The organism is Flavobacterium sp. B167r, assembly GCF_056824315.1.
In genome coordinates, this window is sequence record NZ_CP124859.1 from 4,570,168 (window position 1) to 4,596,631 (window position 26,464).

General features: G+C 34.3%; 28 protein-coding genes, 1 tRNA gene and 1 pseudogene. 17 read left to right on the forward strand and 13 right to left on the reverse strand.

The genetic code is table 11. The features are described 5' to 3' along the window. Positions 1–320: 320 nt before the first annotated feature. Positions 321–1,919 carry a DUF6377 domain-containing protein gene (locus tag QLQ96_RS19985; protein ID WP_482492814.1) on the forward strand — a complete coding sequence of 533 codons (1,599 nt, stop codon included), beginning with the start codon at positions 321–323 and terminating at the stop codon, positions 1,917–1,919. A 119-nt stretch (positions 1,920–2,038) separates the two neighbouring features. Here QLQ96_RS19985 and QLQ96_RS19990 read toward each other — a convergent pair whose 3' ends face one another. From QLQ96_RS19990 to QLQ96_RS20030, 9 genes are all read right to left on the reverse strand, one after another. Beyond that, on the reverse strand, positions 2,039–3,262 hold the full coding sequence (locus QLQ96_RS19990; protein ID WP_482492815.1) for a sterol desaturase family protein: 1,224 nt from the start codon (positions 3,260–3,262) through the stop codon (positions 2,039–2,041). Between the two features lie 136 nt (positions 3,263–3,398). Next, a complete protein-coding gene (locus QLQ96_RS19995; protein ID WP_482492817.1) occupies positions 3,399–4,685 on the reverse strand; it encodes a Glu/Leu/Phe/Val family dehydrogenase in 1,287 nt (428 codons plus the stop codon). A 454-nt stretch (positions 4,686–5,139) separates the two neighbouring features. Then, positions 5,140–5,994: an EamA family transporter gene (locus QLQ96_RS20000; RefSeq protein ID WP_482492818.1), complete on the reverse strand. Its 855-nt coding sequence runs from the start codon at positions 5,992–5,994 to the stop codon at positions 5,140–5,142. Between the two features lie 297 nt (positions 5,995–6,291). Beyond that, on the reverse strand, positions 6,292–7,755 hold the full coding sequence (locus tag QLQ96_RS20005; RefSeq protein WP_482492820.1) for an AAA family ATPase: 1,464 nt from the start codon (positions 7,753–7,755) through the stop codon (positions 6,292–6,294). Positions 7,756–7,866: 111 nt separating this feature from the next. Beyond that, positions 7,867–8,985 (reverse strand): vWA domain-containing protein, encoded by a 1,119-nt coding sequence (locus QLQ96_RS20010; protein ID WP_482492822.1) that lies wholly within the window; start codon positions 8,983–8,985, stop codon positions 7,867–7,869. A 106-nt stretch (positions 8,986–9,091) separates the two neighbouring features. After that, positions 9,092–9,490, reverse strand: a complete 399-nt coding sequence (locus QLQ96_RS20015; RefSeq protein WP_482492823.1) for a YchJ family protein — start codon at positions 9,488–9,490, stop codon at positions 9,092–9,094. After that, entirely contained in the window at positions 9,462–9,695 is a 234-nt protein-coding gene (locus QLQ96_RS20020; RefSeq protein ID WP_095931642.1) for a hypothetical protein, read from the reverse strand. Before QLQ96_RS20020 ends, QLQ96_RS20015 begins: the two co-directional genes overlap by 29 nt. Before the next feature lie 84 nt (positions 9,696–9,779). After that, on the reverse strand, positions 9,780–9,935 hold the full coding sequence (locus QLQ96_RS20025; protein WP_482492825.1) for a hypothetical protein: 156 nt from the start codon (positions 9,933–9,935) through the stop codon (positions 9,780–9,782). Continuing rightward, positions 9,935–10,477 (reverse strand): hypothetical protein, encoded by a 543-nt coding sequence (locus tag QLQ96_RS20030; RefSeq protein ID WP_482492826.1) that lies wholly within the window; start codon positions 10,475–10,477, stop codon positions 9,935–9,937. Before QLQ96_RS20030 ends, QLQ96_RS20025 begins: the two co-directional genes overlap by 1 nt. A gap of 85 nt (positions 10,478–10,562) precedes the next feature. On the opposite strand from QLQ96_RS20030, the gene QLQ96_RS20035 reads away from it, so the two are divergent. The 5 genes and pseudogenes from QLQ96_RS20035 (at position 10,563) to QLQ96_RS20055 (ending at position 13,455) form a co-directional block, all read left to right on the forward strand. Beyond that, positions 10,563–10,808: a hypothetical protein gene (locus tag QLQ96_RS20035; protein WP_482492827.1), complete on the forward strand. Its 246-nt coding sequence runs from the start codon at positions 10,563–10,565 to the stop codon at positions 10,806–10,808. A gap of 216 nt (positions 10,809–11,024) precedes the next feature. Beyond that, entirely contained in the window at positions 11,025–11,465 is a 441-nt protein-coding gene (locus QLQ96_RS20040; RefSeq protein WP_482492829.1) for a KTSC domain-containing protein, read from the forward strand. Between the two features lie 262 nt (positions 11,466–11,727). Continuing rightward, positions 11,728–12,489: a DUF4369 domain-containing protein gene (locus tag QLQ96_RS20045; RefSeq protein ID WP_482492830.1), complete on the forward strand. Its 762-nt coding sequence runs from the start codon at positions 11,728–11,730 to the stop codon at positions 12,487–12,489. A gap of 18 nt (positions 12,490–12,507) precedes the next feature. Beyond that, positions 12,508–12,894 (forward strand): annotated as a pseudogene (locus QLQ96_RS20050) (TlpA family protein disulfide reductase); the annotation flags it as partial. Positions 12,895–13,374: 480 nt separating this feature from the next. Further along, positions 13,375–13,455: transfer RNA gene (locus QLQ96_RS20055), tRNA-Tyr, on the forward strand. 382 nt (positions 13,456–13,837) lie between these two features. Here QLQ96_RS20055 and QLQ96_RS20060 read toward each other — a convergent pair. Continuing rightward, positions 13,838–14,740: a helix-turn-helix domain-containing protein gene (locus QLQ96_RS20060; protein ID WP_482492832.1), complete on the reverse strand. Its 903-nt coding sequence runs from the start codon at positions 14,738–14,740 to the stop codon at positions 13,838–13,840. Positions 14,741–14,918: 178 nt separating this feature from the next. Here QLQ96_RS20060 and QLQ96_RS20065 point away from each other — a divergent pair, with 178 nt between their 5' ends. Both QLQ96_RS20065 and QLQ96_RS20070 read left to right on the forward strand, forming a co-directional pair. Beyond that, the gene (locus QLQ96_RS20065) at positions 14,919–15,740 is read left to right on the forward strand and encodes an SDR family NAD(P)-dependent oxidoreductase (RefSeq protein WP_482492833.1); all 822 of its coding nucleotides are present in this window, start codon (positions 14,919–14,921) and stop codon (positions 15,738–15,740) included. A gap of 46 nt (positions 15,741–15,786) precedes the next feature. Next, the gene (locus tag QLQ96_RS20070) at positions 15,787–16,326 is read left to right on the forward strand and encodes a carboxymuconolactone decarboxylase family protein (protein ID WP_482492834.1); all 540 of its coding nucleotides are present in this window, start codon (positions 15,787–15,789) and stop codon (positions 16,324–16,326) included. A gap of 54 nt (positions 16,327–16,380) precedes the next feature. Here QLQ96_RS20070 and QLQ96_RS20075 read toward each other — a convergent pair whose 3' ends face one another. Beyond that, a complete protein-coding gene (locus QLQ96_RS20075) occupies positions 16,381–17,286 on the reverse strand; it encodes a helix-turn-helix domain-containing protein (RefSeq protein ID WP_482492836.1) in 906 nt (301 codons plus the stop codon). A 37-nt stretch (positions 17,287–17,323) separates the two neighbouring features. Continuing rightward, on the reverse strand, positions 17,324–18,127 hold the full coding sequence (locus QLQ96_RS20080) for an SDR family oxidoreductase (RefSeq protein ID WP_482492837.1): 804 nt from the start codon (positions 18,125–18,127) through the stop codon (positions 17,324–17,326). Between the two features lie 237 nt (positions 18,128–18,364). Here QLQ96_RS20080 and QLQ96_RS20085 point away from each other — a divergent pair, with 237 nt between their 5' ends. From QLQ96_RS20085 to QLQ96_RS20115, 7 genes are all read left to right on the forward strand, one after another. Continuing rightward, positions 18,365–19,189, forward strand: a complete 825-nt coding sequence (locus tag QLQ96_RS20085) for an SDR family NAD(P)-dependent oxidoreductase (protein WP_482492839.1) — start codon at positions 18,365–18,367, stop codon at positions 19,187–19,189. A 123-nt stretch (positions 19,190–19,312) separates the two neighbouring features. Beyond that, on the forward strand, positions 19,313–20,047 hold the full coding sequence (locus QLQ96_RS20090; RefSeq protein WP_482492840.1) for a hypothetical protein: 735 nt from the start codon (positions 19,313–19,315) through the stop codon (positions 20,045–20,047). Positions 20,048–20,088: 41 nt separating this feature from the next. Next, on the forward strand, positions 20,089–20,928 hold the full coding sequence (locus QLQ96_RS20095; protein WP_482492842.1) for an alpha/beta fold hydrolase: 840 nt from the start codon (positions 20,089–20,091) through the stop codon (positions 20,926–20,928). Between the two features lie 276 nt (positions 20,929–21,204). Continuing rightward, complete coding sequence (locus tag QLQ96_RS20100; protein ID WP_482492844.1) at positions 21,205–21,336, forward strand: hypothetical protein; 132 nt, start codon at positions 21,205–21,207, stop codon at positions 21,334–21,336. Between the two features lie 213 nt (positions 21,337–21,549). Then, positions 21,550–22,437 carry a helix-turn-helix domain-containing protein gene (locus QLQ96_RS20105; protein ID WP_482492846.1) on the forward strand — a complete coding sequence of 296 codons (888 nt, stop codon included), beginning with the start codon at positions 21,550–21,552 and terminating at the stop codon, positions 22,435–22,437. A 189-nt stretch (positions 22,438–22,626) separates the two neighbouring features. Beyond that, positions 22,627–23,427, forward strand: a complete 801-nt coding sequence (locus QLQ96_RS20110) for a helix-turn-helix domain-containing protein (protein ID WP_482492847.1) — start codon at positions 22,627–22,629, stop codon at positions 23,425–23,427. An 88-nt stretch (positions 23,428–23,515) separates the two neighbouring features. After that, entirely contained in the window at positions 23,516–24,373 is an 858-nt protein-coding gene (locus QLQ96_RS20115; RefSeq protein ID WP_482492848.1) for an MBL fold metallo-hydrolase, read from the forward strand. Positions 24,374–24,452: 79 nt separating this feature from the next. Here the strand turns inward: QLQ96_RS20115 and QLQ96_RS20120 are convergent, their stop codons facing one another. After that, entirely contained in the window at positions 24,453–24,608 is a 156-nt protein-coding gene (locus QLQ96_RS20120) for a hypothetical protein (protein WP_482492849.1), read from the reverse strand. Between QLQ96_RS20120 and QLQ96_RS20125 the strand changes: the two genes are divergently transcribed. Further along, complete coding sequence (locus tag QLQ96_RS20125) at positions 24,607–25,173, forward strand: YbhB/YbcL family Raf kinase inhibitor-like protein (RefSeq protein WP_482492850.1); 567 nt, start codon at positions 24,607–24,609, stop codon at positions 25,171–25,173. The genes QLQ96_RS20120 and QLQ96_RS20125 overlap by 2 nt on opposite strands. A 150-nt stretch (positions 25,174–25,323) precedes the next feature. Then, positions 25,324–26,463 carry an L-dopachrome tautomerase-related protein gene (locus QLQ96_RS20130; protein WP_482492851.1) on the forward strand — a complete coding sequence of 380 codons (1,140 nt, stop codon included), beginning with the start codon at positions 25,324–25,326 and terminating at the stop codon, positions 26,461–26,463. The last annotated feature ends 1 nt before the right edge of the window (position 26,464 follow it).

The following is a 26,464-nucleotide window of genomic DNA, read 5'->3' on the forward strand; positions in this document are numbered from 1 at the left end:
AGTAAAAAATCAAGATGCTGTTGAGATAAAAAATGCCGATTTTCAAATGGTAAAAATGACAATATGTAAAATAATCAGTATAATTTTTTCATTATACATATATATAAGTGGTTTTTATTGTATAATTGCAAACAAATCAACTGTTTTAACATTTGTCGCTTATTTTTACTCCGAAAATCCCCTTCAAAAGCGATGCTATTAAACTATTTACCATAGTCCGATAAAAACAGATTTAGCTTAATCTCAAACTTATTCTTAATTTTAAATCGAATTAATTAACTATCAATCAACCAACCTTTTCCCTAAACCAAAACAAAATCATGCGAAGAATATTAATGCTGCTTTTCTTCTTAGGAGGTTTTTCTCTTATTGCAAAAGAGACTAATCCTTATTTAGAAGAATTAGATCAGGTTCTCTTAAAAAAAGAGGTTTACCTGAAACAGAAATATCGAAAAATAGAAGCTTTAAAGAAAAATGTATCCAAGTTTACGCTCAATCAAAATAATGAAGAGCTCTACAATTGCTATATGTTATTGTTTGATGAATACAAATCGTTTAAGTACGATTCGGCATATTATTATTTAGATGAAGCAAAAATCAAGGCAAAAGCTTTAAAAAACCCGAAATATTTATCTAAAAGCCGAATAAAAGAAGGTTTTGTTCTGCTTTCTTCTGGACTTTTTAAAGAAGCAATTGATACTTTAAATGTGATTGATGAAAGCAAATTGGATATCAAAAATGGATTTGAATACTATAGCATCAAAGCCCGTGCTTATTACGATTTAGCAGATTATAGCAGCGATAAACGGTTTAATATCCATTACATACAGCAGGGAAATTATTTTCTGAAAAAAGCATTAGAATTAATCGAAACGAATACAAATGAATATTGGGCAGCAGAAAGTTTAAAACGCTTGAAACAGCAAGATTGGCGTGGTGCCGAATTTGCTTTCAGTTATTGGATTAACAACTACAAGCTGCCTCCTGATTATTATGGAATCGCAACTTCGAGCCTTGGTTATATTTATTCGGAACGAGGTTACACCAAAAAAGCCATTCAGTATTTGGCACTGGCCGCAATTGCCGATGTTAAAAATGCAACCAAAGAAACCGTTGCGCTTCGAAATTTAGCCAACGAACTCTTTAAAATGGGATATTTGGATAAAGCCAACGAATACATCAACATTGCCATGGATGATGCGACTTTTTACAATGCAAGACATCGCAAAATTGAAATTTCGTCGATTCTTCCTATTATCGAAAAAGCGCAACTGAATAATGTAAAAGATAAAAATGATAAACTAGAGAAAATCATTATTCTGTTGACGATTCTTACGGTTATTATTTTCGTTTTCCTCGGAATCATTTTCAAACAATTAAAAGAAAAAAATAAAGCCAGAAAAATCATGGCCGATTCGTACTTGCAATTGAAGGAAATGAATGTGAGTTTGAGCGAAGCCAATGCAATTAAAGAAGAATATATTACGTATTTTATTAAAGCAACTTCAGCGTTCATTAATAAAATAGATCATATACAGAAAAGTACTTTGCACAAAATCATCACCAAAAAAACCGATGAAGTTATTGCGAGTTTAAAACGTTATAATGTAAAAGAAGAACGAGAAAATCTTTTTCATCAATTTGATGAAATTTTCTTGAAACTGTTTCCAACATTTGTAACGGATTTCAATAATTTATTCCCAAATGATCATAAATGCATTGTCAAAAAAGGCGAGCTTTTAAATACAGAATTGCGAATTTTTGCTTTGTATCGATTAGGAATTCAAGACAGCAGTCAAATGGCAGAATTTCTCGAACTTTCTGTAGCTACAATTTATACGTACAAAACCAGAATTAAAAGTAAATCAGATTTTAAAGATACTTTTGAACAGAAAATTATGGAAATCAAAACGATTTAATTTTTTTTTCGCCACGAATTCACGAATTTTCTTTTTCTAATCAATTCGTGCAATTTATCGCGTACAAATTTCACGTATCCTTTTTAAATAAAAATTCGTGAATTCGTGGCTATCTTTCATTATTCAGTTACTTCCAACTGCAAAATAGTATTCTGATAAATTTTACTCAACGAAAACAACTGCTCCACAAAAATCATAATTGCAATTGGAACAAAGAAAAATATTAGCAAATCTTCTTCGTATAAAAAATAAGTCGAAATCAAGGCGAGACGAGCATATTCTAAATAGTAAATCCATTTGCGCTGTTCTAGTAAAGCACCGCAATTGATTAAAGTTAGAATAACTAGCGAAAGCACAAATATCTTGTCGTAGCTTTCTAAATAATCGAAATAATAGGTAAAAACGGTTAAAATAAGCGTACAGATTCCTAATTGTATATAAAGGTAATTTTTAAATCGAAGTCGTTGATTCGGCGCCGCTTTATCCTGCAGAAAACGCTTTTCAAGAATCGGACGAATATCTTGATCCATATCGGCTGGGCTTCCGAAAACTGCGCTCCATCTTGCTTTGAATCCGCTCGAGCGTTTCCATAATTCGTAGATTTCGAAGTAATAATGAAAATGCTGCCACAAGAAACTATAACTTTTTAGCGGATGCGTTAATCCGTATTTTGGTTTTTCTTCTTCAGTTTGGAAAGTTCCAAAAAGACGATCCCAAAAAGTGAACATATCACCGTAATTTTTATCCAAATATTTTTCGTCAGAAGCATGATGAACTCCGTGAACAGAAGGCGTTACAAAAACATATTCTAACCATTTTATTTTACCGATAAGCTGTGTATGCGTAAAAAATGAATAAGCGCCGTGAACGATCAGCATCGTAATCACCATACTCGGATGAAAACCAACAAAAGGCAAAATACACCAAAATCCCGTTCGAATAACGGCTTGAAAAGTAGTAATTCTGGCTGCAGCTGTAAAATTAAATTCCTCACTATGATGATGTACAATATGTGCTGCCCAGAAAAAATTGACTTCGTGGCCTAAACGATGGTACCAATACCAGACAAAATCGGTCGCAAGAATTAAGGCAAACCAAACTAAAGCATTACTCGGAATCTCGAATATTCTATAATCATCATAAATCAAATAATACAATTGGTAAAAACTCGCAGCAACAAATAAGTTAATCAAACGCTCTGCAATTCCGATGGAAATATTGGAAACAGAACTTTCATAATTAAAAATTTCAGGCCTTTTTCTGCGCTGAGCAAGCTTATATTCCAAAAACAAAAAAAGAAAAAAGGCCGGCATGGCAAATGCTAGAAAATTGATGTTTTTCATTTTGTATGATACTTTTCGATTCTAAAAATTATATTTAAAAGTTCAAACGGAAAAGACACTTCCATCAATTACGTTCTTTTGCGAGAGACAAAAAACGTAATCAACGAAAATGATCTTTTACGAAGTAAACCTGATTTTAATTCTGCTTAAACAAAGGAGCTTCCAACGCCACTTCTTTAACCGACTGTGTTTCGGCTACTTTTTTCAAAGCAATAATATAAGCAGCAATACGAGGCGTTACATCGTGTTTTACTGCAACTCTAAAAACAGTATCAAAACCTTTCTCTAAAATATCTTCCAGACGTTTGTTAATCTGGTGAATTCTCCAAGATTCCAAAAGCGAATTCTGAAGCCATTCGAAATAAGAAACGGTAACACCGCCCGCATTGGCCAAAATATCAGGAACAACTAATATATTTTTATCATGTAAAATCTGATCTGCATCTGAAGAAACTGGTCCGTTTGCTGCTTCAATAATAATTCTTGCCTGAATGTCGTTCGCATTTTTCTGTGTAATCACATCTTCTTTTGCAGCCGGAATCAAAACATCAACATCCAAAAGCAATAAATCTTCATGTTTTATTGCAACAGAATTTGGATAGCCTTTTATAGTTTTGTTATTCAAATTATAATATAAAATCAGTTCCGGAATATTGATTCCGTTCGGATTGTAAAATGCCTCTGAAACATCGCTCACTGCTACAATTTTCACTCCTTTTTCATGAAGGAATAAAGCAGAATGCAATCCCACATTTCCAAATCCTTGAATTGCTGCTGTAGCTCTTGCTGGTCTGATTTTCAATTTCTGAAGTGCCAAAAGCGTAATAATGCTCACACCTCTTCCCGTCGCTTCTACTCTGCCTAAAGATCCTCCAGAATGAAGATGTTTTCCTGTAACCACGGCATGAATTGGTCTTCCGTGCACTAATGAAAATTCATCCATTAGCCATCCCATTTCGTCTGGGCCTGTTCCCATATCTGGTGCTGGAACATCTTTTTCTGGTCCGAAAATATCAGCTAAAGTTTTAGTGTACGCTCTTGTAATTTTTTCTAATTCCGTTTTAGAATGGTTTCTCGGATCGCAAATAATGCCGCCTTTTGCTCCTCCAAATGGAATTCCAGTTACAGCAGATTTCCAGGTCATCCAGGCGGCAAGTGCTTTGACTTCATCCAGATTTACAGCTGTATCGTAACGGATTCCACCTTTTGAAGGTCCTAAAGCAGTATTGTGAATTACGCGGTATCCTTCGAAATTCTGAACGTTTCCGTTATCTAAAGTAATAGAAAAATTTACTGTGATTTGTTTTTCAGGGCGCTGCAATTTTTGTCTGATAGAATCATCTAAATTTAAAATATCTGCGGCGATATTAAAACGATCAATCATCGATTGAAACGGATTATGTTTTATAATTTCTGAGCTCATAGTATATAGTTTTTTGGTTTGGGTTATCTTTTTATGTTTTAATGATCTTCATTTTTTTGAAGATATTTTCTCTTTATTCTTCAATTTAGTTGCAACACGGAATTTTGATTAAGCAGCTGCGCATCAAAATTTTCATATTTCTGTTGGTTCTCATATCTAGATTTTTTAACGATTCAAAAAAAAGCCTTTCATGGTGCAATGAAAGGCTAAAAAAAAAAATAACTAACAAGTACTTTCTCTATTAACGCCATTTCAAAACGTGATTCATTACGCAGCACATCGCAAAGCTGCAATTGAAAGACGTCATAATATTTCGGCTATAGTTTTTCATTGTTGAGACAAATCTACAAAATTATATTTATAAATTCTATAGAATTAGTCGAGTTTATTTTAAATAAAAACACAATCAACCACTAAAACACCTGTAAACTAAAGGATTAAATGCTAAAAAAAATTACTTTAATTGCGAAAAAACTATAAAAACAACAGCAATCAAAGCCAAAAACAATCCTAAGATATTGATTTTGGATAGTTTTTCTTTGAAGAAAAAAGCTCCGATAAGAGTTCCTAAAATAATTACGCCCATATTCATTCCTGCAAAAACGGTTGATGGATTTTCTGCGAATGCTTTATGAGCTTTCAAATAGAATAATATATTTCCGAAATTGAAAATTCCAACCAATATTCCGAAAGGAATGCTTTTTAAAACAAAATTTTCTTTCGCTATAAACAACTTATATATGACAATAAGAATAGAAACCGCAAAAGCAATTAGAAAGACAAAAAATAAAGATGTGGTGTAAGGAACAACCGTATATAAGGCAATTTTCTTAAAAAGAATATCGACAACTCCAAAACCAAGTAAAACTGCTGCTGGATAAATCCATTTGTTTTCTGTATTGTCTGATGGCTTTTTTAAGATGAATAAAAGTGCCGCAAAACCAACCAAAACTCCAATAACTTTATACGTATTAAATCCTTCATTAAACAATAGCCAAGCTGCCAAAATCGGAATAAACAATGACAATCTTTGTGCTGCATCAGTTTTTGCAATTCCCATATATTTTATCGAAAGTGCCAAAAAAAGAAATAATATTGGAAGCAAAATCCCAACGGAAGTATAAATTTCTAAAGGTGCATTATTGTCTAAAGCGTTAAGATCTGGCGTAAAGGTAAAGTAACAAAGCGTAATCGCGGCAATGTAATTGAATGAAATAATCTGTGACGGATTAGCATCATATTTTCTAGAAATCTTGAATATAACGCCCACAATAACACTGCAAAGAATACTTAATATAAGGAATAACATAAATTTATTTTTGGACTGTAAAAGTAACTATTGCAAAATAAAAAAGCCCAGCCGGTTTTAAAAAACCAGCTAGACCAGATTTATTTTTTTTCAAACACATAGATTCGCTAATCTTTGTAGAGTTTCTAACGTGTCCTTCGACTTCGCTCAGGATGACAAACAGTAGTGAGTCTATGTGTTAGAAACTAGTTTCTTTCAATTACCTTTTTACAAATCTAAAAATCCTATGTTTCGATGTGTTTAAAAATAAACCCAATAAAATTTAATCTATTGGGTTTAACTTTATTAAATATAATTTTAGAATTTACTGATGTAACTTCCGTAAATATCTCTAAACTGATTTCCTTTTGCAAAACGATCTTTGCTCAATTTTTTATATTCAACCAATCCCCAAAGAATGAATTCCTTCATAAAATATTGATCTTCTTTTGCTAATTGAGGCTGATATTTTTTCAATAATTCGTCAAGCGGACTTACTTCATCTAAAATACTTTTATATTCTTTGTCTGAAGCATCGTCTAATAATTCGAAACCGCTTTCCGCGAAAAACCATTCCACTAAATCAGAATATGGCGTTTTCTCGTCTGGTTTTTCTAATTTTTCGATTTTTGGGAAATATTCAGGGAACAATGTTCGAATTGCAGAACCGATTAAACTTTCAGCTACAACATCGGCTCCCTCCTGCTCTCCTTCATAAACCAATTCGACTTTTCCTGTGATCGCTGGAATAATTCCGACAAAGTCTGACAAACGTAATGTCGTTTTATCAACGCCAGAAATCAAAGCGCGACGTTCTGCAGTACTAATTAAGTTTTCGAATGCCGTAATACTCATTCTCGCACTTACGCCACTTTTGTTGTCGATATATTCGCTTTCACGAGCTTCAAAACTAATCTGTTCTAAAATATCTCTCGCCAAACTTGGAACATGAACTACATCGGTTTGATTTTGATCTAATTTAGATTCTTGTTCTGTAATCGTTCTTGCAATTTCTATACTTTCAGGATAATGCGTTAAAATCTGAGAACCAATTCTATCTTTAAGAGGCGTTACAATACTTCCTCTATTGGTATAATCTTCTGGATTTGCCGTGAAAACGAATTGCATATCCAGAGGCATTCTTAATTTGAAACCTCTAATTTGAATATCGCCTTCCTGCAAAATATTGAATAAAGCAACTTGAATTCTAGCTTGTAAATCAGGTAATTCGTTGATTACAAAAATACAGCGATTCGCTCTCGGAATCATTCCGAAATGAATTACACGATCATCCGCATAAGACAGTTTTAAATTTGCTGCTTTAATCGGATCAATATCGCCAATTAAGTCGGCAACTGTAACGTCTGGTGTTGCTAGTTTTTCGAAGAAACGTTCATTTCTGTGCAACCACGAAATAGGAGTTTCATCACCTTTTTCAGCAATTAAATCCTTAGCAAAACGAGAAATCGGATTTAAAGGATCATCATTAATTTCTGAACCTTCCACAAACGGAATATATTCATCTAATAATTCGATCATTTTACGCGCCAAACGCGTTTTTGCTTGTCCGCGAAGCCCTAATAAATTGATATTATGACGAGATAAAATCGCGCGTTCTAATTCTGGAATTACTGTATTTTCGAATCCGTGAACGCCTTCAAAAACAGGTTTCCCCGATTTGATTTTCTCACGAAGATTATTACGCAATTCATCCTTTATGCTTGTACTTTTATATCCAGCGGCTTTTAATTGACCTAATGTCTTTATAGTATTTATTTCCATTGTATTGAAATGTAAATTTTTATTATTTGTTTTGTTTTTAAAGAAATGAGCGTTGCGTTATTCATCCTCAAAAGAAACCTTAGTATCTTATAATCTTAGCAACTTAGAACCTTATTTAACTCTCTTTTTCCTATTCGCTTCGTAATCTTCAAAAATCATTTCGCCTAAACCTTTCAGTCCTGTATAAAATGCCTTTCCTTGATTTGCTTCTGTAAACTGATTTACAAAACGCTGTAAATATGGATCTCTAGCAATCATAAAAGTCGTAATCGGAATATGAAGTTTTCTAGCTTGTTGTGCTTGCGTGTAACATTTGTCAACAATATATTCATCTAGACCGTTACTGTTCATATAATAAGAACCATCACGTTCGCGTACACAACTTGGTTTTCCGTCGGTAATCATGAAAATTTGTTTGTTGGTATTTCGCTTTCTGCGAAGAATATCCATCGCCAATTGCAAACCAGCAACGGTATTGGTATGATAAGGCCCAACTTGCAAATAAGGCAAATCTTTGATTGGAATCGTCCAAGCATCATTTCCAAAAACTAAAATATCTAAAGTATCTTTCGGATATCTTGTTGTGATCAATTCTGCCAAAGCCATTGCTACTTTTTTAGCAGGCGTAATTCGGTCTTCGCCATACAAAATCATACTGTGACTGATATCAATCATTAGAACCGTACTCATTTGCGCTTTGTATTGTGCTTCTTCGACAACCAAATCGTTTTCAGTCAGCATAAAACTTTCAACTCCGTTATTAACTTGAGCGTTTCGAAGACTTTCCGTTAGTGAAATTCTTTCTAAACTATCTCCAAAATTAAATTCACGGAATTCGCCAGTATGTTCGTCGCCATTTCCTGCATGTTTCGTTTTATGATTTCCACTTCCAGAACGTTTTAAATTTCCAAAAATCTGATCCAAAGCTTGCTGTCTAATTGCGCGTTCGGTTTTTGCGGTGATGCCCAAACCAGAACTTCCATCGCCTTTTACTTCATCTCTGATGTATCCTTTTTTCTTCAGGTCTTCGATAAAATCGTCAATAGTGTAGTTTTCGTCGGTAAGTTTATATTCAATATCCAGTTCCCGAAGCCAGCTTATTGCTTCATCAAAATCACCCGAAGTATGGGTGATCAACTCTTTAAAAATCGTAAAAAGTTTGTCAAACGGAGACTGAAAAGGAGCTTCGTAAGTCTTAAAATAAAAGCCTTTTTTAAATTCGTTTTTCATAAACCTAAAATTACATCTTTTTAGAATTATGAAAAACGAATCGTTTATTAATTTTTAGTTAAAATATTTAATTAAAAATTAGAGCTAACAGTGTTAGATATAATAATTATTCAAACTTTCCATCCAAATAATACCAAGCGCCATTTTCAAATTTAAAAGTTGAGAATTCGTAATGCACTTGCGGTTTATTATCTGAATCTAAAAAGTAAGCTTTGAATTCGACCGTATTTTCAGAAAAACTCAAAATTTCCAATTTCTGCCATTTGTTAGAAACTGCCCATCTTAAAATTTCAGGTTTCGAATAATATTTTCGTTCAGAAATATAAGTTGTTCCCATAAGGTAATCGGCATTATGAGTCGCATACGCCGAATATCTTGATCGCATTAAAGCTAATGCTGAAGGCGCTTTTGGGTTATTGCTTAAATATAATCCGCAGCAATTTTCAAAAAGCAATCCTGTGTCACAGAAGCATTTTTTACTCTCCATCAACAGGCTCTTCTCCATTAATTTTAACGTGAAGCTGATTCAATAAAACTTGATAACGAGTTATTTCGCGAACTTCTTCATCTTCTTCAGCAAAATCAATCATTTCGTCTAATGTTTCGCTAACCTCTAACAATTTGTTGTTTGCTTCTCTGTCGTTTTTTGCAGCAATCAAATCAATGATTTCTTGCACGTTTGCTTTTAATTCTTCGAATTTACTATTCATGTGTTTTTTTATAATTTTTTTGTTTCAGGTTTCAAGTTTCAAGTTCGTTGCGTTAACTTGCAACATGAAACGTTAAACTTGAAACTATTTTTCTTCCTCTTCGTTTTTACTTTCGTTGAACTTTTTTACGATTTCTTTTAGCTTTTCTTTACGAGCCATTTCTGCTTGTTTTGCTTTCGCCTGAGCTTTATGCAATTTGTCGTTGTGCTTTTTGATGTTTCTTTCGTTATTTCTTCCCATTACACCTCTCTTTTAATTTGTTCTAACGTTTTTTCTGTGAAAATCAATTCGTTGATGATTTTTTTTCGCAAATCATCAATATCATCATAATCGAAATATTTTGCCCAAGAAGTCAGTTGCTGCAGATTTCGAACTTGTTTTAATCTTTTTGCGGTTTCAAAACTCGTTCTTAAAACTGCTTTTCCATCATATTCTGGATTATTCTTGTGCTCATAATTAGCCAAATTATTTTCAAAATCAGCTTTTATATAGTACAATTTTTCTTCGGCATTGTCTGGGTAAAACGCTGACCATTTTGAAAAACCAATTTTAGTTTTCGATTCCGTTTCTGGATTTCGGGCAATTAACCGCCATTTGCTATTCGCCAGCCTTCCCCAATGGTTCGAAACGCGATACATTCCTTCTTCTGTATAATAATAGGTACTTCCTGCTTTGCTTTCAAATTGCTTTTTCAAACCTTCAATTGCATTTGGAAGTACTTCATTAAAAGCGCAAAACGTATTTTTAAAAGAATTAGGATGTGGTTTAAAATTTTTCTGCATGTGCAAATATACTCAGATTACGGCGAACTCCCTAAACCAAACATTAATTGCTTACCTTTGCTCCATAATCTCAAAATAAAAAATCATGTCTAAAGATTTAGAACAAAAAATGCCGCAAAAAGGAGTTTTTACAGGTATTATCGAAAAAGATGAAAATAACAATTATTTCTGTGGAGTATATCTTTTAGACTATAAAATGGTTGAAGCCAAATTTAAAGTAGGCGATTGGATTACAATAAAATCTATTATTGAAAATCCAAGCGATATTAGCTACAAACAATATCCAAAAAAATCAAGAAACTTCGATAAAGCGAATCATAAACCGGAATAAATTTAATTATGAATTGTGAATTATAAGTTATGAGTTTTTATTGTTGTGTATAAGCTAGCAATTCATAATTCATAATTCATAATTCATAATTAAAAAGGATTATTTTTTGCATCAAAACTAAAAAGTTAAAAAAAAGTGTACCTTTGCAAAAAATTTGTCGATTTGAACTAATTAATATCAATTTCAAACTAATAGACAAGTAGTTACCTTTTATTTATGAAAAAAATAGTTGAATACCGCAAGTTACTTAATGTAGAAAAAACTGCAGAGTTAAAAGATTTAAAGACAATTTATCGTAATGCGATGAAAGAATCTCATCCTGATAAATTTGTAGGAGACGACGCTGGTTTAAAAGATGCAGAAGAAAAAAGTAAAACAATTATCGAAGCTTACCACTTTTTAGTAAGTATTCACCCTGATACAATCAAACTTAATTTACCTGAATATACAGAAACAATTTCAACTTGTTCTATTACAGATTACAAATTTGTTGAAGGTCGTTTGATTATTGATTTTTCTAACGGAAGTGTTTACGAATACATCAGTGTTCCTAAAGCAACTTACGTGAAAATGGTAAATGCAGATTCTCCTGCAAGATTTGCAAAAAGACATATCTTAAACTCTTTTACTTGGAGAAAGAAAACAAATCAAGAATAGTTTTATACTACTATATTTTACAAAAAAGCACTCTATCAAACGAGTGCTTTTTTTGTGCCTAAAATTCAAATATTTGAACACAGATACCTCAAATAAGTTTCATATTAAGAGTTTTAAATCAAATTAAGGCAACAAACACGCTGATTTCATGCATTTTAAGCCTAAAAAAACTATAACAAAATTTTAGGTTGTAAAATTCTGTATGTTTTATAATTTTAGATACTTTTGTTGCACAAATCAATTAACTAATTAATTTTTTATAATGAAAAAAATACTTTTTGTACTTACAGCTTCTGCAGCTATCATTTCTTGCAGCAAAGTTAAAGATGGAGAATACCTTATTACTGGTACTGCTACAGGGATTGAAAATGGAAAAACTATTATCTTACAAGGTCAGGATCCTGCTACAAGAATGCCACTTTCTCTTGATACAGTAAAAGTTGAAAACGGAAAATTTGAAATAAAAGGAAAAGTTACTGAGCCAGCTTTTCATACTTTAATATTACAAGGTGCTAACGGACCTATCCCATTTATCCTAGAAACTGGAGAAATTAAAATTGCTATTGATAAAGATAGTATCCACAAATCTAAAATTTCTGGAACTTACAATAATGATGAGTATGTAACTTTCATGGAAGACATGAACAAAACTCAAAAAAGTTTAATGGATTTCCAGAAAAAGAACAATGATAAAATGAAACAAGCTCAACAAGCACAAGATACAGCAACTATCAATAGCTTGATGAAACAATACATGGAAATTCAAAAAGAAGTTCAAGAAGGAAGCAAAAAGAAATATTTAGCTTACGCTGAAAATCACCCAAAATCTTTCCTTACAGTTTTAATTATTCAAAGTTTATTGAATGATCCAACTGCTGACATGAAAAAATTAGAAGGTCTTTACAATACTTTAGAAGAGCCTTTGAAAAGTACTGCTCCTGGAAAAGAAATCAAAACTAGATTTGGTCAAGCAAAAATGCCATCTGTTGGTGCAACTGCTCCAGCGGTAGGTAGCGCTAAGTGAAGAGCCGATTTTTCTGCTCCTAATCCAGAAGGAAAAGTAGTATCTCTTAAAGAAAGTTTAGGTAAAGCAACTATTGTAGATTTCTGGGCTTCTTGGTGTGGACCATGCAGACAAGAAAATCCTCATGTTGTGGCTCTATACAAAGAGTTTCACTCAAAAGGATTAAACATTGTTGGAGTATCTTTAGACAAAGACGCTGCAAAATGGAAGGAAGCTATTGCAAAAGATGGTTTAACTTGGACTCATGTTTCTAATCTGAAATTTTGGGAAGAGCCAATTGCAAAACAATATAATGTTGAATCTATTCCTGCAACTTTTATCCTTGATGCGTCAGGAAAAGTGGTAGCACAAGATTTAAGAGGCGATGAATTGAAAGCAAAGATTCAAGAATTGCTGGCAAAATAATCCTCTCTTTAAAAAAATTAAAAATCTCCCTCGTGGAGATTTTTTTGTTTTATGTCATATCGAAATTAAAAAAATAGAATTTCATCCTAAAGAAATAAAAACTTGGCATAAAAAAGATTTTACAAAGATGAATTAAGCTGAAGGAATGTTTCAAAATTTAGAAAATCGAATTGAAAAACAATATCAGTTGAATATTTTTCCATCAAATTTTATTTAATTCATCAATGAAAGCAGTGCTTGACAACTTTATTCAATGCAAAATCCAAAGTAGAAACCACAAACTTACCATAAGCCTATTCCTACTTTTTGAAATAATTTAAAAAAAACTTCAAATTAGCATTTTTTATTTTATTCAATTCCAGCGGATTAAAAAATAACTTTAAAATAACTTAAAATTAAGTCATTTTTTTGTTTGGAAATGTAGAAAGAGTTCCTATCTTTGCCACCGCTAAGAACAACTAAGCAGAACAAGCTGAGATCGGGGAGATACTCAAGCGGCCAACGAGGGCAGACTGTAAATCTGCTGTGTGAACTTCGCAGGTTCGAATCCTGCTCTCCCCACAAAAAGGGTATAAGTTAGTAAAACGAAAGTTTTTCAATCTTTTCAAAAACCCATAAAAAACGCGGTAAAGCCTGCAAATCGTGAGATTCGCAGGCTTTTTTGATTTATTGCAGTTTTCAAATTTTATAAAAGTGCTCAAAGTTCAAGGGGCAAAATCGATGCACATTTCATCATGCACAGAAGACATTCTGCCCTTGGCAATTTAACAATAGAAGAATTTCATAACCTGCATCCTTCAGTGCAAAAATAAGCATCCTTAATTATTCTTTATTAAGAAGCCCGTTATTCTTTAGCTTATTTCTAGGATGCTGACTCAATATCACTTTTTATTCATCGAAATAAATTTCCTAAGTTTCAACATAAGTATAATAATAGAATTTTCTAAGATAACGTCCTAAATTCCAAAGGTCTCAATCCAGTTTGCTTTTTAAATAATCTTGTGAAATATGATGGGCTTTCGAATCCAAGGTCATATGCTATTTCTGCTATATTTTTGTTCGATCCAAGAAGAAGATTTTTTGCTTCTTTAATCAAATGTATATGAATATGATCTAAAGCTGTCTTGCCTGTTTCCTGTTTCAGCACATCGCTTAAATAACGAGTCGACAGCAACAATTCGCCTGCTAAATAATTTACTGTTGGCAGTCCGATGGAAAGATGCTGTCCGTTTTCAAAATAACTGCTCAATATTTTTTGAAATTTATTAACTGCGCTTCCCGATACATTCATACTTCTATCAATAAACTGCCGTTTATAAAAACGATCCGAATATTTTAAGATAGAATCCAGATGAGATAAAATAATTTCGCGGCTGAATTCATCCTGGCTCACATCGTATTCATTTCTTATTTTATAATATAGTTCCCATAATATTTTATCTTCTGCTGGGGAAGTATGCAGGGCTTCATTTATTTCATACTCAAAGTATCCATACTTTTTTATCAGTTCGTGAAGGGCATGCCCCATAAGATATTCCTCATGAAAAAACATGACAAAACCTTTCTCTGCAAATTGAACATTGCTTACTTCTATGGTCTGCCTCGGTTTCATAAACACCATCGAGCCGTTGCTGTGATCGTACTGTGTTTTACCATACAAAATATGGCCTGATTTTATCTTTTTAAGTGCAATCATGTAGAAATCTCCTGTAAATCTATCCTCCCCTACAGAATAGGTCATAAGTTCTTTACAGGTCATTACACTAACCAAAGGATGCTTCGGCTTTTCAAAACCACTTTTTTCATGAAGCTCCGAAATGCTTTTGTAATGACTTATTTTTTCCATCCTGATTGTTTTAATAAATGTAACGATTAATAACTACCACAAATTAACAAAAATATATTCAAAAATACCTTCATCGTATTTATGTGCTATTCTTCCGCTGAAATGGGATATTCCTCCAAGCATCTTAACTCTAACTTTGTCCTATCAATATGAAACAATTTAAAACAATTTTAAAATCATGAAAAAAACAATTTTTATAACAGGAGCTTCAAGAGGATTTGGAAAATTATGGATCGAAGCATTATTAAAAAGAGGAGACAATGTAGCGGCGACATCAAGAACAATTGACGCTTATAAAGATTTGTCGGCAAAATACGGATCACAATTTCTCGCTATTAAACTTGATATTACCGATAAAGCAGCAGTAGCCACAGCAGTACAATCTGCAAAAGAATATTTTGGAACATTGGATGTAGTGATCAATAATGCTGGTTACGGCGTTTTTGGTGCTGTGGAAGAAGTAAGTGAGAAAGCAATTAAGGATGTTTTTGAAGCCAATGTTTTTGGAACATTATGGGTAACACAGGCTGCGCTGCCAATTTTTCGTGAACAGGGACATGGGCACATAATTCAGTTATCAAGTGTTTTAGGGGTTTGGTCTCTGCCAACTCTAGGCATTTACAACGCTACAAAATTTGCGGTAGAAGGATTTACTGAAGCATTAGCAGATGAAGTTAAAGACTTTGGAATCAATGTTACTCTAGTTGAACCAAATGGATATGCAACAGATTTTGGCGGAAGTTCAGCTGTTGTAAGTGAGTCAATATCTGCTTATGATAAAGTAAAAGAAGCATTGGGAGCAACAGAGGGTTTATTGCCGGAAGATTATGGAAAACCAGAAGCTACAGTTCCTGCCATCTTAAAACTGATTGACAGTAAAAATCCTCCTCTGCGTTTATTTTTAGGAAAAGTCGGCCTGAAAAAAACAGAACGTGTGTATGCTGAAAAATTAAAAACCTGGAATGACTGGAAAGAAGTTTCTGAACAGGCTCATGGTTAATTATATACAATTAAGCAGCACCTTAATAATTTAATAAAATACTATCATGAAAACAATTTCAGTTCCTGCAAAGGACCAGTTAAGCAAAACTTCACAATCAATTCTGGAGGTTGTACAATCTAAAATGGGAAAAATCCCCAATCTGTATGCCACAATCGGTTATTCTTCGGCAGCTTTAAAGGCCATGCTGGATACAGAAAGCGCATCATCTCAGGATTCATCATATAGTGCTAAGGAAAGAGAAGCTATTAATCTTATAGTATCACAGGTTAACAATTGTGATTACTGTCTGGCTGCACACACTATGCTTGCTAAATTGAAGGGATTTAGTGAAGAAGATACGATTAACATTCGTAGAGGCGAATACTCAGACGCAAAAATAAATGTCGTTCTTCAATTGGCAAGATCTATCGCCGATAACAAAGGCAACGCAAAGCAAGCTGATCTGGAAAACTTTTTTGAAGCAGGTTATGATGAAAAAGCACTGATAGAATTAACAGCGCTGATTTCCTTAAGAAGCTTTACCAATTATGTTTTTGCTAATACCAAAATTCCTGTAGATTTTCCTGCCGCAGTTGCTATCTAAAATTTGAAGACCAGCTTAAAAAGCTGGTCTTTCTGTTTTAATATAACGCAGGTCTTACTGTGCAAGTCTAAAATTCTTTGGCGATTTTCCCGTTTTCATTTTAAATATTTTACTAAAATGAGAGGGATGATCGAATCCTAAACCATATGCAATCTCACTTACAGATTTACTAGATCCCCATAAAAGTGATTTAGCTTTTTCCACTAACTGAAGATGAATATGCTCGATGGTGGTTTTACCAGTATACTTGTTTAGAACATCAGATAAATAATTGGCGGATAAATTTAACTGTTCGGCAAAATATGTCACTTCGGGAAGTCCCTTATCCACTAAATCATCAGCTTCAAAATAGTTTTGCAGCAGATTCTCAAATTGCTGTATGACATCGTTGTTTACTTTGGATCTGGTTAAGAACTGACGATTATAAAAACGGTCACAGTATTTTAGCATAAGCTCAAGATTGCTGACAATCAAACCTTGTGTGTGTTTGTCGATGTTCTGCGAATATTCCGCTGTGATTTTTTGAATACTTTCTTCTAAAGTTTTTCTTTCATCATCAGAAATATGCAGGGCCTCGTTCACATCATATTTGAAAAAAGAATAAGCACTAATATTTTTCCTGAATAAAGATCCATAAAGTAAATCCGGATGAAAGGCAAGAAACCATCCTCCTTCAATTACCGTGTTTTCACTTGGGCTCAAAACCTGATTTGGCGCTGCAAACATTAAGGATCCTTCTTGAAAATCATAAGCAGAACGACCGTATTTCAACTCTCCTTTAAATTTTTTAAAAATAACAGTATAAAGCCCAAGTCTATAAAAGGTATTATTGTCTCCTCTATTACCTTTCTTTACTGTCTTCAAATCAATTATTGTAATGAGCGGATGTTTGGGGCTTCCGTAATTGTAATAATCATGAAGAGCAGCAATTGTATCAATATCTACAAAATTTGTCAACATACTTTGCTATGATTAAGATCTCAAATATAGGCTAATTTCAATTTCTCATCAATTTTAAATAAACATCTTCTGCATTTTTAGTCTTCAGGTCAATATAATACTGGGAATCATCACCTATTACATAACGCAGTTTCATAGCTTCATCTGTTGCGGCATTCCATATGGCTTCTGCCACCTCTTCTGAGCTTGCTTTTGATAAATTTTCTGTTCTTTTAATGAATTTTGGAATGAATGAGGTTAATTCAGCATTATATTCCTGGATAGTGTTTTGAATCATTTCTATTCCGTTTCTGAAATTGGTAGGAACACTTCCCGGTTCAATTATTTTTACAGCGATATTTAAAAATGTTAATTCATGTGATAATGCTTCCGAAAATCCTTCGACTGCAAATTTTGAACTGCTGTAAAAGCTGGAAAACGCTCCTGCATTTATACCTCCAAAAGAAGAAATATTAATGATTGTACCATTTTTGTTTTTCCTCATAAATGGAAGAACCGCTTTGGTTACTTCCATCAAACCAAAGACATTTACATCAAACTGTCTTTTTATTTGTGTTTGGTCAGCAGCTTCAAAAACCCCCATCAAGCCATGACCTGCACTATTGACCAAGACGTCAATAGTTCCGAAAGCATCTGCCCCTTTTTTGACTGCCTCCCTAATATTGAGACTGTCCGTTACATCTAATTTTACCAAAAGTACATTCTCTAATTGAGAAAGTTCTGATTCCTTTTCCGGTGAGCGCATTGCAGCGATAACATTCCATCCCTTGCTATTAAACAATTGAGCGCTAGCTTTTCCAAATCCGGAAGAAGCTCCTGTTATGAATACTGTCTTTTTCATTATTAAAATAAGTTAAAATTTATTCTGCAAAGTTCCTTCTAAAGCATCACATGGATTTATGTATTTCTTGGTATTTCGTATACATTTCTCTGTCATAAAAGTTTTGAACGATTTAATTAATCCTCATTCGTACTTCTGTGCTATTCTTCCGCTGATATGTCTTATTGCTGCTGATAGTGGAGAAATATCTTTGTACTATCAATTTAAAACAATAAAAAATATTAAAATTTAGAAATCATGGCAAGAATAATTTTTATCACGGGAGCATCTAGAGGATTTGGAAAACTTTGGGCTGAGGCATTTTTAAAGGCAGGCGATAAAGTAGCGGCGTCTGCTAGAAATATTTCAGCGCTGGATGATTTGGTTACAAAACATGGCGACAACATACTTCCAATTTCATTAGACGTTAATAAAAAGGACGAAGTAACAATAGCCGTAGCAAAAGTTAAAGAACACTTTGGTACTATCGATATTTTAATCAACAATGCCGGTTTTGGTCTTTTTGGAACTGTGGAAGAAACAAGTGAAGAACAAGCGAGAGCACAAATGGAAACCAATTTCTTCGGATTATTATGGGTAACGCAAGCCGTGCTCCCTGTAATGAGAGCTCAAAAAAGCGGACACATCATACAGGTTTCAAGCTTTTTAGGCATTACTACCTTGCCCTTATTAGGCCTATACAACGCCTCTAAATTTGCAGTCGAAGGGCTTAGTGAAACCATTGCAAGTGAAGTTGCCCATCTTGGAATCAAATTTACACTAATTGAACCAAACGGTTTTGCCACGGAATGGGCCGGAAACTCGGCTGTGCAAACAACAGCTGAAATTGCAGATTATAATATTGTAAGAGAGGCTTTTGCATCATCAGGTGAAAATCCGGAAACATGGGGAAAACCAGAAGCTACAGTAGAAGCAATAATGAGGATTGCAAATAGCGCAAATCCGCCCCAACGCTTATTGCTTGGAAAAATCGCCTACCATACCGTAAAAGAAGTATATACAAAACGTCTTCTTGAAATTGACCAGTGGAAGGAAGTAAGCATATCAGCTCACGGACACTAAAAAACAAGTTACAAAATCGTATTTCAGCACTGCTTTATAGTGGATTTAAATCATCGCGCCCACTGCACACATTATACTTTAATCAAAAACATTTTGAAAATAACCCATTTAAAAACTAAAAAAATGAACGCATCAACGCAACAATTAGTAAACAAAGTTATTAAAGCTCATGGAGGCCTAGAGAATGCAGGCAAATTTCAGACTTTAAAACTGCATGCCAAGATAGATGGCGCAGTATGGACGGTAAAAGGGCATGAAAATGCTCTGGGAGATGTAGAATTTACCGGATCGCTGACAGAACAGAAAGCTTCATGGAAAAATCTTTTTCAGTCTGGATATACAGCAAGTTTTGAACTCGGAAAAGTAGCTCTTTTTGATGAAAAAGGAGCATTGATTGAAGAATTAAAAAATCCGAGAGAATCATTTATGGGACATACCGTAGAAACACCTTGGACAAAAACGCAATTGGTCTATTTTTCTAGTTATGCAACCTGGAATTACGCTACAACACCATTTAATTTCTTGGTGCCTGGAGTAGAAATCAATCAATTGGAAGACTGGAATGAAAAAGGAGAAATCCTTCACAGATTAGAAGTGATTTTCCCTGATGGATTTGCCACACACAGTAAAAGGCAGATATTTTATTTTAGTGCCGATGGTTTATTAAAACGTCACGATTACTGGCCTGAAGTTTTAGGTGGTTCATCTGCTGTACAAATTATAGAAAACCACAAAAATTTCGATGGAATTATAACGGGGACTAAAAGAAATATCTATGTGCTTAATGACGCAGACAACAGCTATTCAACGGATCTTGTATTAGTTTCTATTGATATCCTGGATGTATCATTCGAATAAACAATAAAAGAATTATTAGCCATTCTTAAAATTATAAAATCATGAAAACTTCAGAAATAAATGCTTTAACAGCGCCAACACAGTACTTAGAAGTAAACGGAGTTAATTTTGCATACCGCAGATTCGGAAAACCCTCTGCCATTCCGTTAGTAGGATTTCAGCACTTCACCGGGACATTAGACAATTGGGATCCTCTTATTTTAGACGGACTTGCAACAGAAAGAGAAATAATCATTTTTGATAATGCTGGTATTGGAAACACTTCCGGAGAAACTCCCGATAATGTTCTAACAATGACCAATGATGCAGTAAGCTTTATTAAAGCATTAGGGATAAATAAAATTGACGTATTAGGCTTTTCTTTAGGAGGTTTTATTGCTCAATATTTAGGAGAGCAGTATCCTGATTTAATCAACAAAATAATTATTGTTGGCGCAGCTCCTCAAGGCACAAAAGCGCTTCATAATTTTCCTGAGCTTATTGGCCGAGCACAACAGAAGGAACCTATGGAAATTTTTCTATATATTTTCTTTACTTCATCAGAAGAAAGCAGAAACAAAGGAAAGGCAGTATTGCAACGTTTACATAATAGAACAGAAGACAGAACAAAGACTGCCACGGAACAAGCGGTAATAGCACAAATGAAAGCTATTACACATTGGGGAACCGAAACACCTACAATTAACCTGAAAAAAATACTGCATCCGGTTTTGATTATACAAGGAAGCAACGATGAAATGATGGATTCCGACAGTTCGTATACTTTATTTAAAGGACTATCCAATGCTATACTCACTTATTACCCTGATGCCGCACACGGCTCTTTTTATCAGTATCCTGAGTTATTTATCAATCAGGCTAGTCATTTTTTGAATAATTAAATTATTGCTTTAGTCTTCAAATGGTATTCTTTTCTTCAGTCCGATAATTAAAAAACCACAGGTAAAATGTTTTTCCCGTCAAGATAAGTCATAAGCTATTTATAGGCCATCAAAATGCATTCATACAAGTGAAATTTATACTCATGAAAAATATTCTACGTGGTTCTGTGGTATTAATCCGCTGATATGTAATATTCAAAAAAGACAAACAAAAAATATCTTTACTGTAAATACACAATTGGAAAAATTAATTATAAAAGAACTAAAAAATAAATTATGAAAACAGCAGTAAATACTTCCGAAACAAAATTCGCTGAAATCGACAGCAGAAAAATTACATACCGTCTATTTGGTTCGTGTACGCCATTGGTTCTGACCAACAGATTCAGAGGTATTTTAGATACCTGAATCTTTTATTTTTTGAAGCTTTAGCTCAGAAAAATCAAGTTCTGATTTTTGACTATCTAGGAATCGGACAATCGGAAGGAGAATTGCCCTTGGATATTTTGGAAGTAGCTGGAGAAGTTGACTGCCGGTTATATTAATTTATTTTTAACTTAAAAATCTTTGGATCTGCTTTATTGTTAAGGCAGATTCAATTTCCTATTTAATTCATCTGAGATGAAACATTACAAAACCTTAATCGAATTACATAAAGACAATATGTGGAACGCTCCCCATAATCCATTGTTTAGCGTTACTGGCTGCCAGCACGATTTTAATCTTTTAGAGAATCAATTTACAAGCGACAGCTATATGATCGCTTTTAAAAAAATTAAACATGGAGGTTGCTCATATGGCAGAACAGAATTCGACCATGCCAATTTCGTACTGCTTTTCGCAAAACCACGCGATATTATCGAAACGAAAGATTTTGAACTGGAAGAAAATGGATTTATAATTTTTATTCATGAAAATTATATCGATAGTACAGAATTTCAGACCAACATAGAAAAGTATGGCTTTTTTGAATATAAAAGTGACGAAGCCCTTCATTTATCTCCTAAAGAGGAAGCAGTTATATCAGAACTTCATTATAAGGTATGTATTGAATATCATGGAAATCCCGATGAATTTACAAGGGAAATCATTCTAAGTCTGATCGATTCCATTTTAAGGTATGCCAAACGTTTTTATAAAAGGCAGTTTATCGACAGAAAACAATTATCACAAAAGACAGTTTCTCAATTCATCACCTTTATCATAAAGTATATTAGGGATGGAACTCTGCTTAGCAATCCTATGCCGGACAAAACCGATATAGCCGATGAATTAGCAGTTTCTTCAAAATATCTAGATGACTTGCTCAAGCATGAAACAGGAAGAAACACTACTGAAATTATACAGTTGCACATTCTCCGCGAAGCAAAATATTTATTGCAGTTGGGAGACAAAAATGTATCCCAGATTGCTTTTTACCTTGGATTTGAAAAAGTGCTTTCGTTTACAAATCTGTTCCTGAAAGAAACGGGAATACACCCATCAAAATTTAAGCAGAGCCTAAATTGATCTTCTATAACCATAAAAAAATGGCAACCATTTTAACCCAACAGATTTTTTTAAAGCAATCGATATCAATTTAAAATCTAAAAAATAATCCACTCATTTCATTCTGCCTTTTCAGCAAAGTATATTTTGGCCTTTTTAACAAACTTGCAATTGCTTAAATATGCAGATCTTTGTAAAAAATTAATCGACATGATACAACAGTCCCATTCTTTACCAATCAGTTTCGCATGTCATGCATCGCGCTGGAAGGATGGCGAGCAATTTGTGACAGAACACAGTCTTGGACTTGTGGTTACAGGAGAAATGGAGCTTGATAATGGAAAAACAAAAGAAATATTATCAGAAGGCGATATCTTTTTCTGCAGAAAAAACCAATTAGTGAAATTTAAGAAACTTCAGGGTTCTGAAAATAATTTTAAAACCATTACAGTTTTTTTCAGCGAAAATGTCCTGCTGAATTTTGCAAAGGAGTTCAGATACAAAACATACGGAAATAGAGAGATTTCTAAATTTGAGATAACGGATAATAAGAACCTTATTAAGCATTTTATGGAGTCCCTGCTGGCATACGAGGATTTTTTAGAAAACGACAGGAACCTTTCGGCGCTTAAACAAAAAGAGGCGTTATTGCTGCTCATGAAAAATGACGCTTTTTGGCAGAATATATTATTTGATTTTAACCAGCCTGTTAAAACAGATCTAGAAAATTTCATGTCTGAAAATTTTCACTTTAATGTCCATTTGGAACGTTTTGCGTACCTGAGCGGTCGGAGCCTAACTTCCTTTAAAAGAGATTTTAAGACTATTTTTAATGAATCTCCTGCCCGATGGATTCTTAAAAAACGCCTTGAAACTGCGTATAACCTGCTTTTAAATGAAAAAAAGACCTCTGTTGAAATTTATCAGGATTTAGGTTTTGAAGACCTCTCGCATTTTTCATATGCCTTTAAAAAACAGTACGGCACCTCCCCTTCAATGCTAGGGATTTAAAACACTTTAATAAAACATTTTACGGTGAAGCTGCAGATTTTATCTGCGGACCGCCCTCTTATTCTATAATTTTAATACTTTGCTTATAATGAAAACAAATCTTAAACTTTTACCCGGAGTACTGCAATGGGAAATTGGAAATAAAAAAATAACCGTTATAAATGATGGTTACTTTACCGCAGGAAAAGGCTATTTAAATCATTTGCCTTCAGAAAATATTGGCGCTTTTCTCAACGAATCGTTCAGACCTGAAATTCCTACTCTTACCACAAATATTTTTTTAATCGAAAGCGATGAAAATGCCCCAATACTGATCGATACAGGCATGGGAAATAAACTTGCCCCAGATATGCAAGGGCGTCTGCTGGAAGCACTGCGTTTTATAGGGATCGCACCAGAAAAAATAGGTAGTATCCTTCTAACACATCTGCATGGTGATCATTTCTACGGTTTAGCGGATAAAAATGGAAGCAAAATTTTTACTAATGCCAAAGTTTGGGTCTCAGAGCAGGAAGAGAACTACTGGATGAATCACGAACATACAAACGCCCATGATATCCAAAATGCCCTTGATATCCGAGAATCCCTAAGCTTATATGAGCGTCTGGATTCAGAAGTCGACAAAATTTTTGACGGTATAACTGCAGTTCCTCTTCCAGGACATACTCCGGGGCATACTGGTTTCCTGCTGGAATCTGAAGGCGAGAAACTTTTATTCTGCGCTGATATCCTTACCATACCCGCTATTCAGGCAGCAATGCCCGAGATAGGGTTTGCTACTGATGCCGATCATGATCAGGCTGTATCAACAAGAAAATCTGTATTGCAAAATGCCGCAAAAGAGCGCCTAATTCTTGCTGGTCCGCATTTCGAGTTTCCCTGTCTAAGCTATGTAAAAGCTCAAGGAGAGGGATACATTCTAATACCTAAACAGTGGTTGTCCTAATTAAATTTTCATGATCCGACAAACCTTCTTAACCACTTTAAGAAGGTTTGTCTTTTTTAAACAAATGCATTGATAAGTCTTAAGGCAACCCCACTCGTGCCCCACACTCTTTCTTACCTTTTTTTCTACTGTTTAAACCTTTAAACATACCATAAGCACAGCATGCTTTCTCATGAACTTTGCAATGCCAGACTGAAAAGCTGGCATCAATAATTTTAAAAATATAATCTATCATGGAAACTTTTTCAATTAAACAATTCATTTCTGCAGGCGCTTTTATTCTGTCTGCTTTCACATTGCATGCGCAAAGCGCTAAAACTTTTACTTTAACAAGTGCCGGCCTTGGCGGACAGCTGACTAAAGAATACTATTACAATGACTGGGGAGTAAATGGAGGCAATATTTCTCCTGACCTTCTTTGGGAGAATGCTCCTGAGGGCACCCAAGCTTTTGCTGTTACTATGTATGATGCAGCTGCGCCTACAGGAAGCGGATGGTGGCACTGGGTATTATTTAATCTTCCAAAAGGAACAAAATCATTGAAAGCCGGTGCTGCAAGTGTGCATCCTGAATTATTGCCCGTTGGAAGCATTTCTTCTTTAAACGATTTTAAAAAATATGGATATGGAGGACCAGTACCTATTCCTGGCAGCGGTTTCCATCCGTATGTAGTAACGGTGTATGCGCTTAAAAACAGAATTAATCTGGATAAAGAAGCAAATCCAGCTTTGGTTGGTTTTAACCTGGGAGCTGCCACTATAGCTAAAGCATCAATAACAGCGTATGTGTTTGTCCCTTAAATTCTATGTCTGAAATTGCCCTCTTAAGGGCAATTTCTTCTTTAAAACACTTTCAAAACGTCTTTTTGTACTATTAAAACCTAAAAACGTACTATATAAATTGAGTCATTCAGGCTGAAATTTGTACTTATAATTTTAATCCATATTATCATGAAAAAACATCTAATACTCATTGCAACTGCAGCTCTGCTGGGCATTTCCTGTGGCAATAAAGAAAATAAAGATATTAAATCAAACGAAAACACAGAAACACAAAGCAGCGCTTCACAATTGCAAGCTCCCGAATTAGAAGAGGTTTTCGCAGACAGCATTTACCAGCTGACTGGAGTAGCCGTATCCCCTGACAATCGAATATTCACAAACTATCCTTACTGGCTGGATAACCACCGCTATTCTCTGGTAGAGGTTAAAAATGGCAAACCTATTCCTTATCCCGATAACCAGTGGAACAGCTTTAAAAAAGCAGATGATGGGGATAATAAATTTGTATGCGTCCAAGCTGTCGTCGCAGACGAAAAGGGATACCTATGGGTTGTTGATGCAGCAGGCATCGGTCTTGGTCCGGTTTACAAAAACAGCAATAAAGTCATTAAAATAAAACTTGCTGACAACACTATTGAGCGAGTTTATAAATTTCCTGAAAATACAGCTGGCAAAGACAGTTACATAAACGATATAAGAATTGATAACGTCAATGGTTTTGCCTATATGACAAGTTCATCAAACGGCGGGATTGTAGTTCTTGACATTAAGTCGGGAGAATCTCGATTGGTGCTGCACGATTCCAAAACAGTCCTTTCTGATCCCGCATATCATTTTTCATTCGACGGAAAAGAATTCTCTAAAGCTGACGGCAGCATCCCAAAAATCAATTCTGATGGTATAGCGCTCACGCCAGACAAAAGCTGGCTTTATTATAAACCGCTTACTGATGATAAACTGTACCGCATCAATACCTCATTGCTAAGGGATTTCTCAACCCCGCTGGAGACCATAAATGAAAAAGTTCAAGATCTTGGCCACTTTATCACAACCGATGGGATGGAATTTGACAAGCAGGGCAATCTGTATCTTGGAGATCTGGAAAAAAGCAGCATTGTAAAAATCACTCCCGACCTAAAAATGCATACTCTGATAACAGATCCTGAAAAATTAGTGTGGCCGGACAGCTACAGCATTTCCACTGACGGATATCTATACATTTCCATTTCCCAGATTCAGCTTATGCCGTGGTTTAATGCTGAGAGCAAAACCAAAGAGCCCTATAAAATCCTTAGATTAAAACTTTAAT

Bases quoted from the DNA above. Each gene is read 5' to 3' on its own strand.
- QLQ96_RS19985 (WP_482492814.1), top strand. From the start codon at position 321: ATGCGAAGAATATTAATGCTGCTTTTCTTCTTAGGAGGTTTTTCTCTT.
- QLQ96_RS19990 (WP_482492815.1), bottom strand. From the start codon at position 3,262: ATGAAAAACATCAATTTTCTAGCATTTGCCATGCCGGCCTTTTTTCTT.
- QLQ96_RS19995 (WP_482492817.1), bottom strand. From the start codon at position 4,685: ATGAGCTCAGAAATTATAAAACATAATCCGTTTCAATCGATGATTGAT.
- QLQ96_RS20000 (WP_482492818.1), bottom strand. From the start codon at position 5,994: ATGTTATTCCTTATATTAAGTATTCTTTGCAGTGTTATTGTGGGCGTT.
- QLQ96_RS20005 (WP_482492820.1), bottom strand. From the start codon at position 7,755: ATGGAAATAAATACTATAAAGACATTAGGTCAATTAAAAGCCGCTGGA.
- QLQ96_RS20010 (WP_482492822.1), bottom strand. From the start codon at position 8,985: ATGAAAAACGAATTTAAAAAAGGCTTTTATTTTAAGACTTACGAAGCT.
- QLQ96_RS20015 (WP_482492823.1), bottom strand. From the start codon at position 9,490: ATGGAGAAGAGCCTGTTGATGGAGAGTAAAAAATGCTTCTGTGACACA.
- QLQ96_RS20020 (WP_095931642.1), bottom strand. From the start codon at position 9,695: ATGAATAGTAAATTCGAAGAATTAAAAGCAAACGTGCAAGAAATCATT.
- QLQ96_RS20025 (WP_482492825.1), bottom strand. From the start codon at position 9,935: ATGGGAAGAAATAACGAAAGAAACATCAAAAAGCACAACGACAAATTG.
- QLQ96_RS20030 (WP_482492826.1), bottom strand. From the start codon at position 10,477: ATGCAGAAAAATTTTAAACCACATCCTAATTCTTTTAAAAATACGTTT.
- QLQ96_RS20035 (WP_482492827.1), top strand. From the start codon at position 10,563: ATGTCTAAAGATTTAGAACAAAAAATGCCGCAAAAAGGAGTTTTTACA.
- QLQ96_RS20040 (WP_482492829.1), top strand. From the start codon at position 11,025: ATGAAAAAAATAGTTGAATACCGCAAGTTACTTAATGTAGAAAAAACT.
- QLQ96_RS20045 (WP_482492830.1), top strand. From the start codon at position 11,728: ATGAAAAAAATACTTTTTGTACTTACAGCTTCTGCAGCTATCATTTCT.
- QLQ96_RS20060 (WP_482492832.1), bottom strand. From the start codon at position 14,740: ATGGAAAAAATAAGTCATTACAAAAGCATTTCGGAGCTTCATGAAAAA.
- QLQ96_RS20065 (WP_482492833.1), top strand. From the start codon at position 14,919: ATGAAAAAAACAATTTTTATAACAGGAGCTTCAAGAGGATTTGGAAAA.
- QLQ96_RS20070 (WP_482492834.1), top strand. From the start codon at position 15,787: ATGAAAACAATTTCAGTTCCTGCAAAGGACCAGTTAAGCAAAACTTCA.
- QLQ96_RS20075 (WP_482492836.1), bottom strand. From the start codon at position 17,286: ATGTTGACAAATTTTGTAGATATTGATACAATTGCTGCTCTTCATGAT.
- QLQ96_RS20080 (WP_482492837.1), bottom strand. From the start codon at position 18,127: ATGAAAAAGACAGTATTCATAACAGGAGCTTCTTCCGGATTTGGAAAA.
- QLQ96_RS20085 (WP_482492839.1), top strand. From the start codon at position 18,365: ATGGCAAGAATAATTTTTATCACGGGAGCATCTAGAGGATTTGGAAAA.
- QLQ96_RS20090 (WP_482492840.1), top strand. From the start codon at position 19,313: ATGAACGCATCAACGCAACAATTAGTAAACAAAGTTATTAAAGCTCAT.
- QLQ96_RS20095 (WP_482492842.1), top strand. From the start codon at position 20,089: ATGAAAACTTCAGAAATAAATGCTTTAACAGCGCCAACACAGTACTTA.
- QLQ96_RS20100 (WP_482492844.1), top strand. From the start codon at position 21,205: ATGAAAACAGCAGTAAATACTTCCGAAACAAAATTCGCTGAAATCGAC.
- QLQ96_RS20105 (WP_482492846.1), top strand. From the start codon at position 21,550: ATGAAACATTACAAAACCTTAATCGAATTACATAAAGACAATATGTGG.
- QLQ96_RS20110 (WP_482492847.1), top strand. From the start codon at position 22,627: ATGATACAACAGTCCCATTCTTTACCAATCAGTTTCGCATGTCATGCA.
- QLQ96_RS20115 (WP_482492848.1), top strand. From the start codon at position 23,516: ATGAAAACAAATCTTAAACTTTTACCCGGAGTACTGCAATGGGAAATT.
- QLQ96_RS20125 (WP_482492850.1), top strand. From the start codon at position 24,607: ATGGAAACTTTTTCAATTAAACAATTCATTTCTGCAGGCGCTTTTATT.
- QLQ96_RS20120 (WP_482492849.1), bottom strand. From the start codon at position 24,608: ATGATAGATTATATTTTTAAAATTATTGATGCCAGCTTTTCAGTCTGG.
- QLQ96_RS20130 (WP_482492851.1), top strand. From the start codon at position 25,324: ATGAAAAAACATCTAATACTCATTGCAACTGCAGCTCTGCTGGGCATT.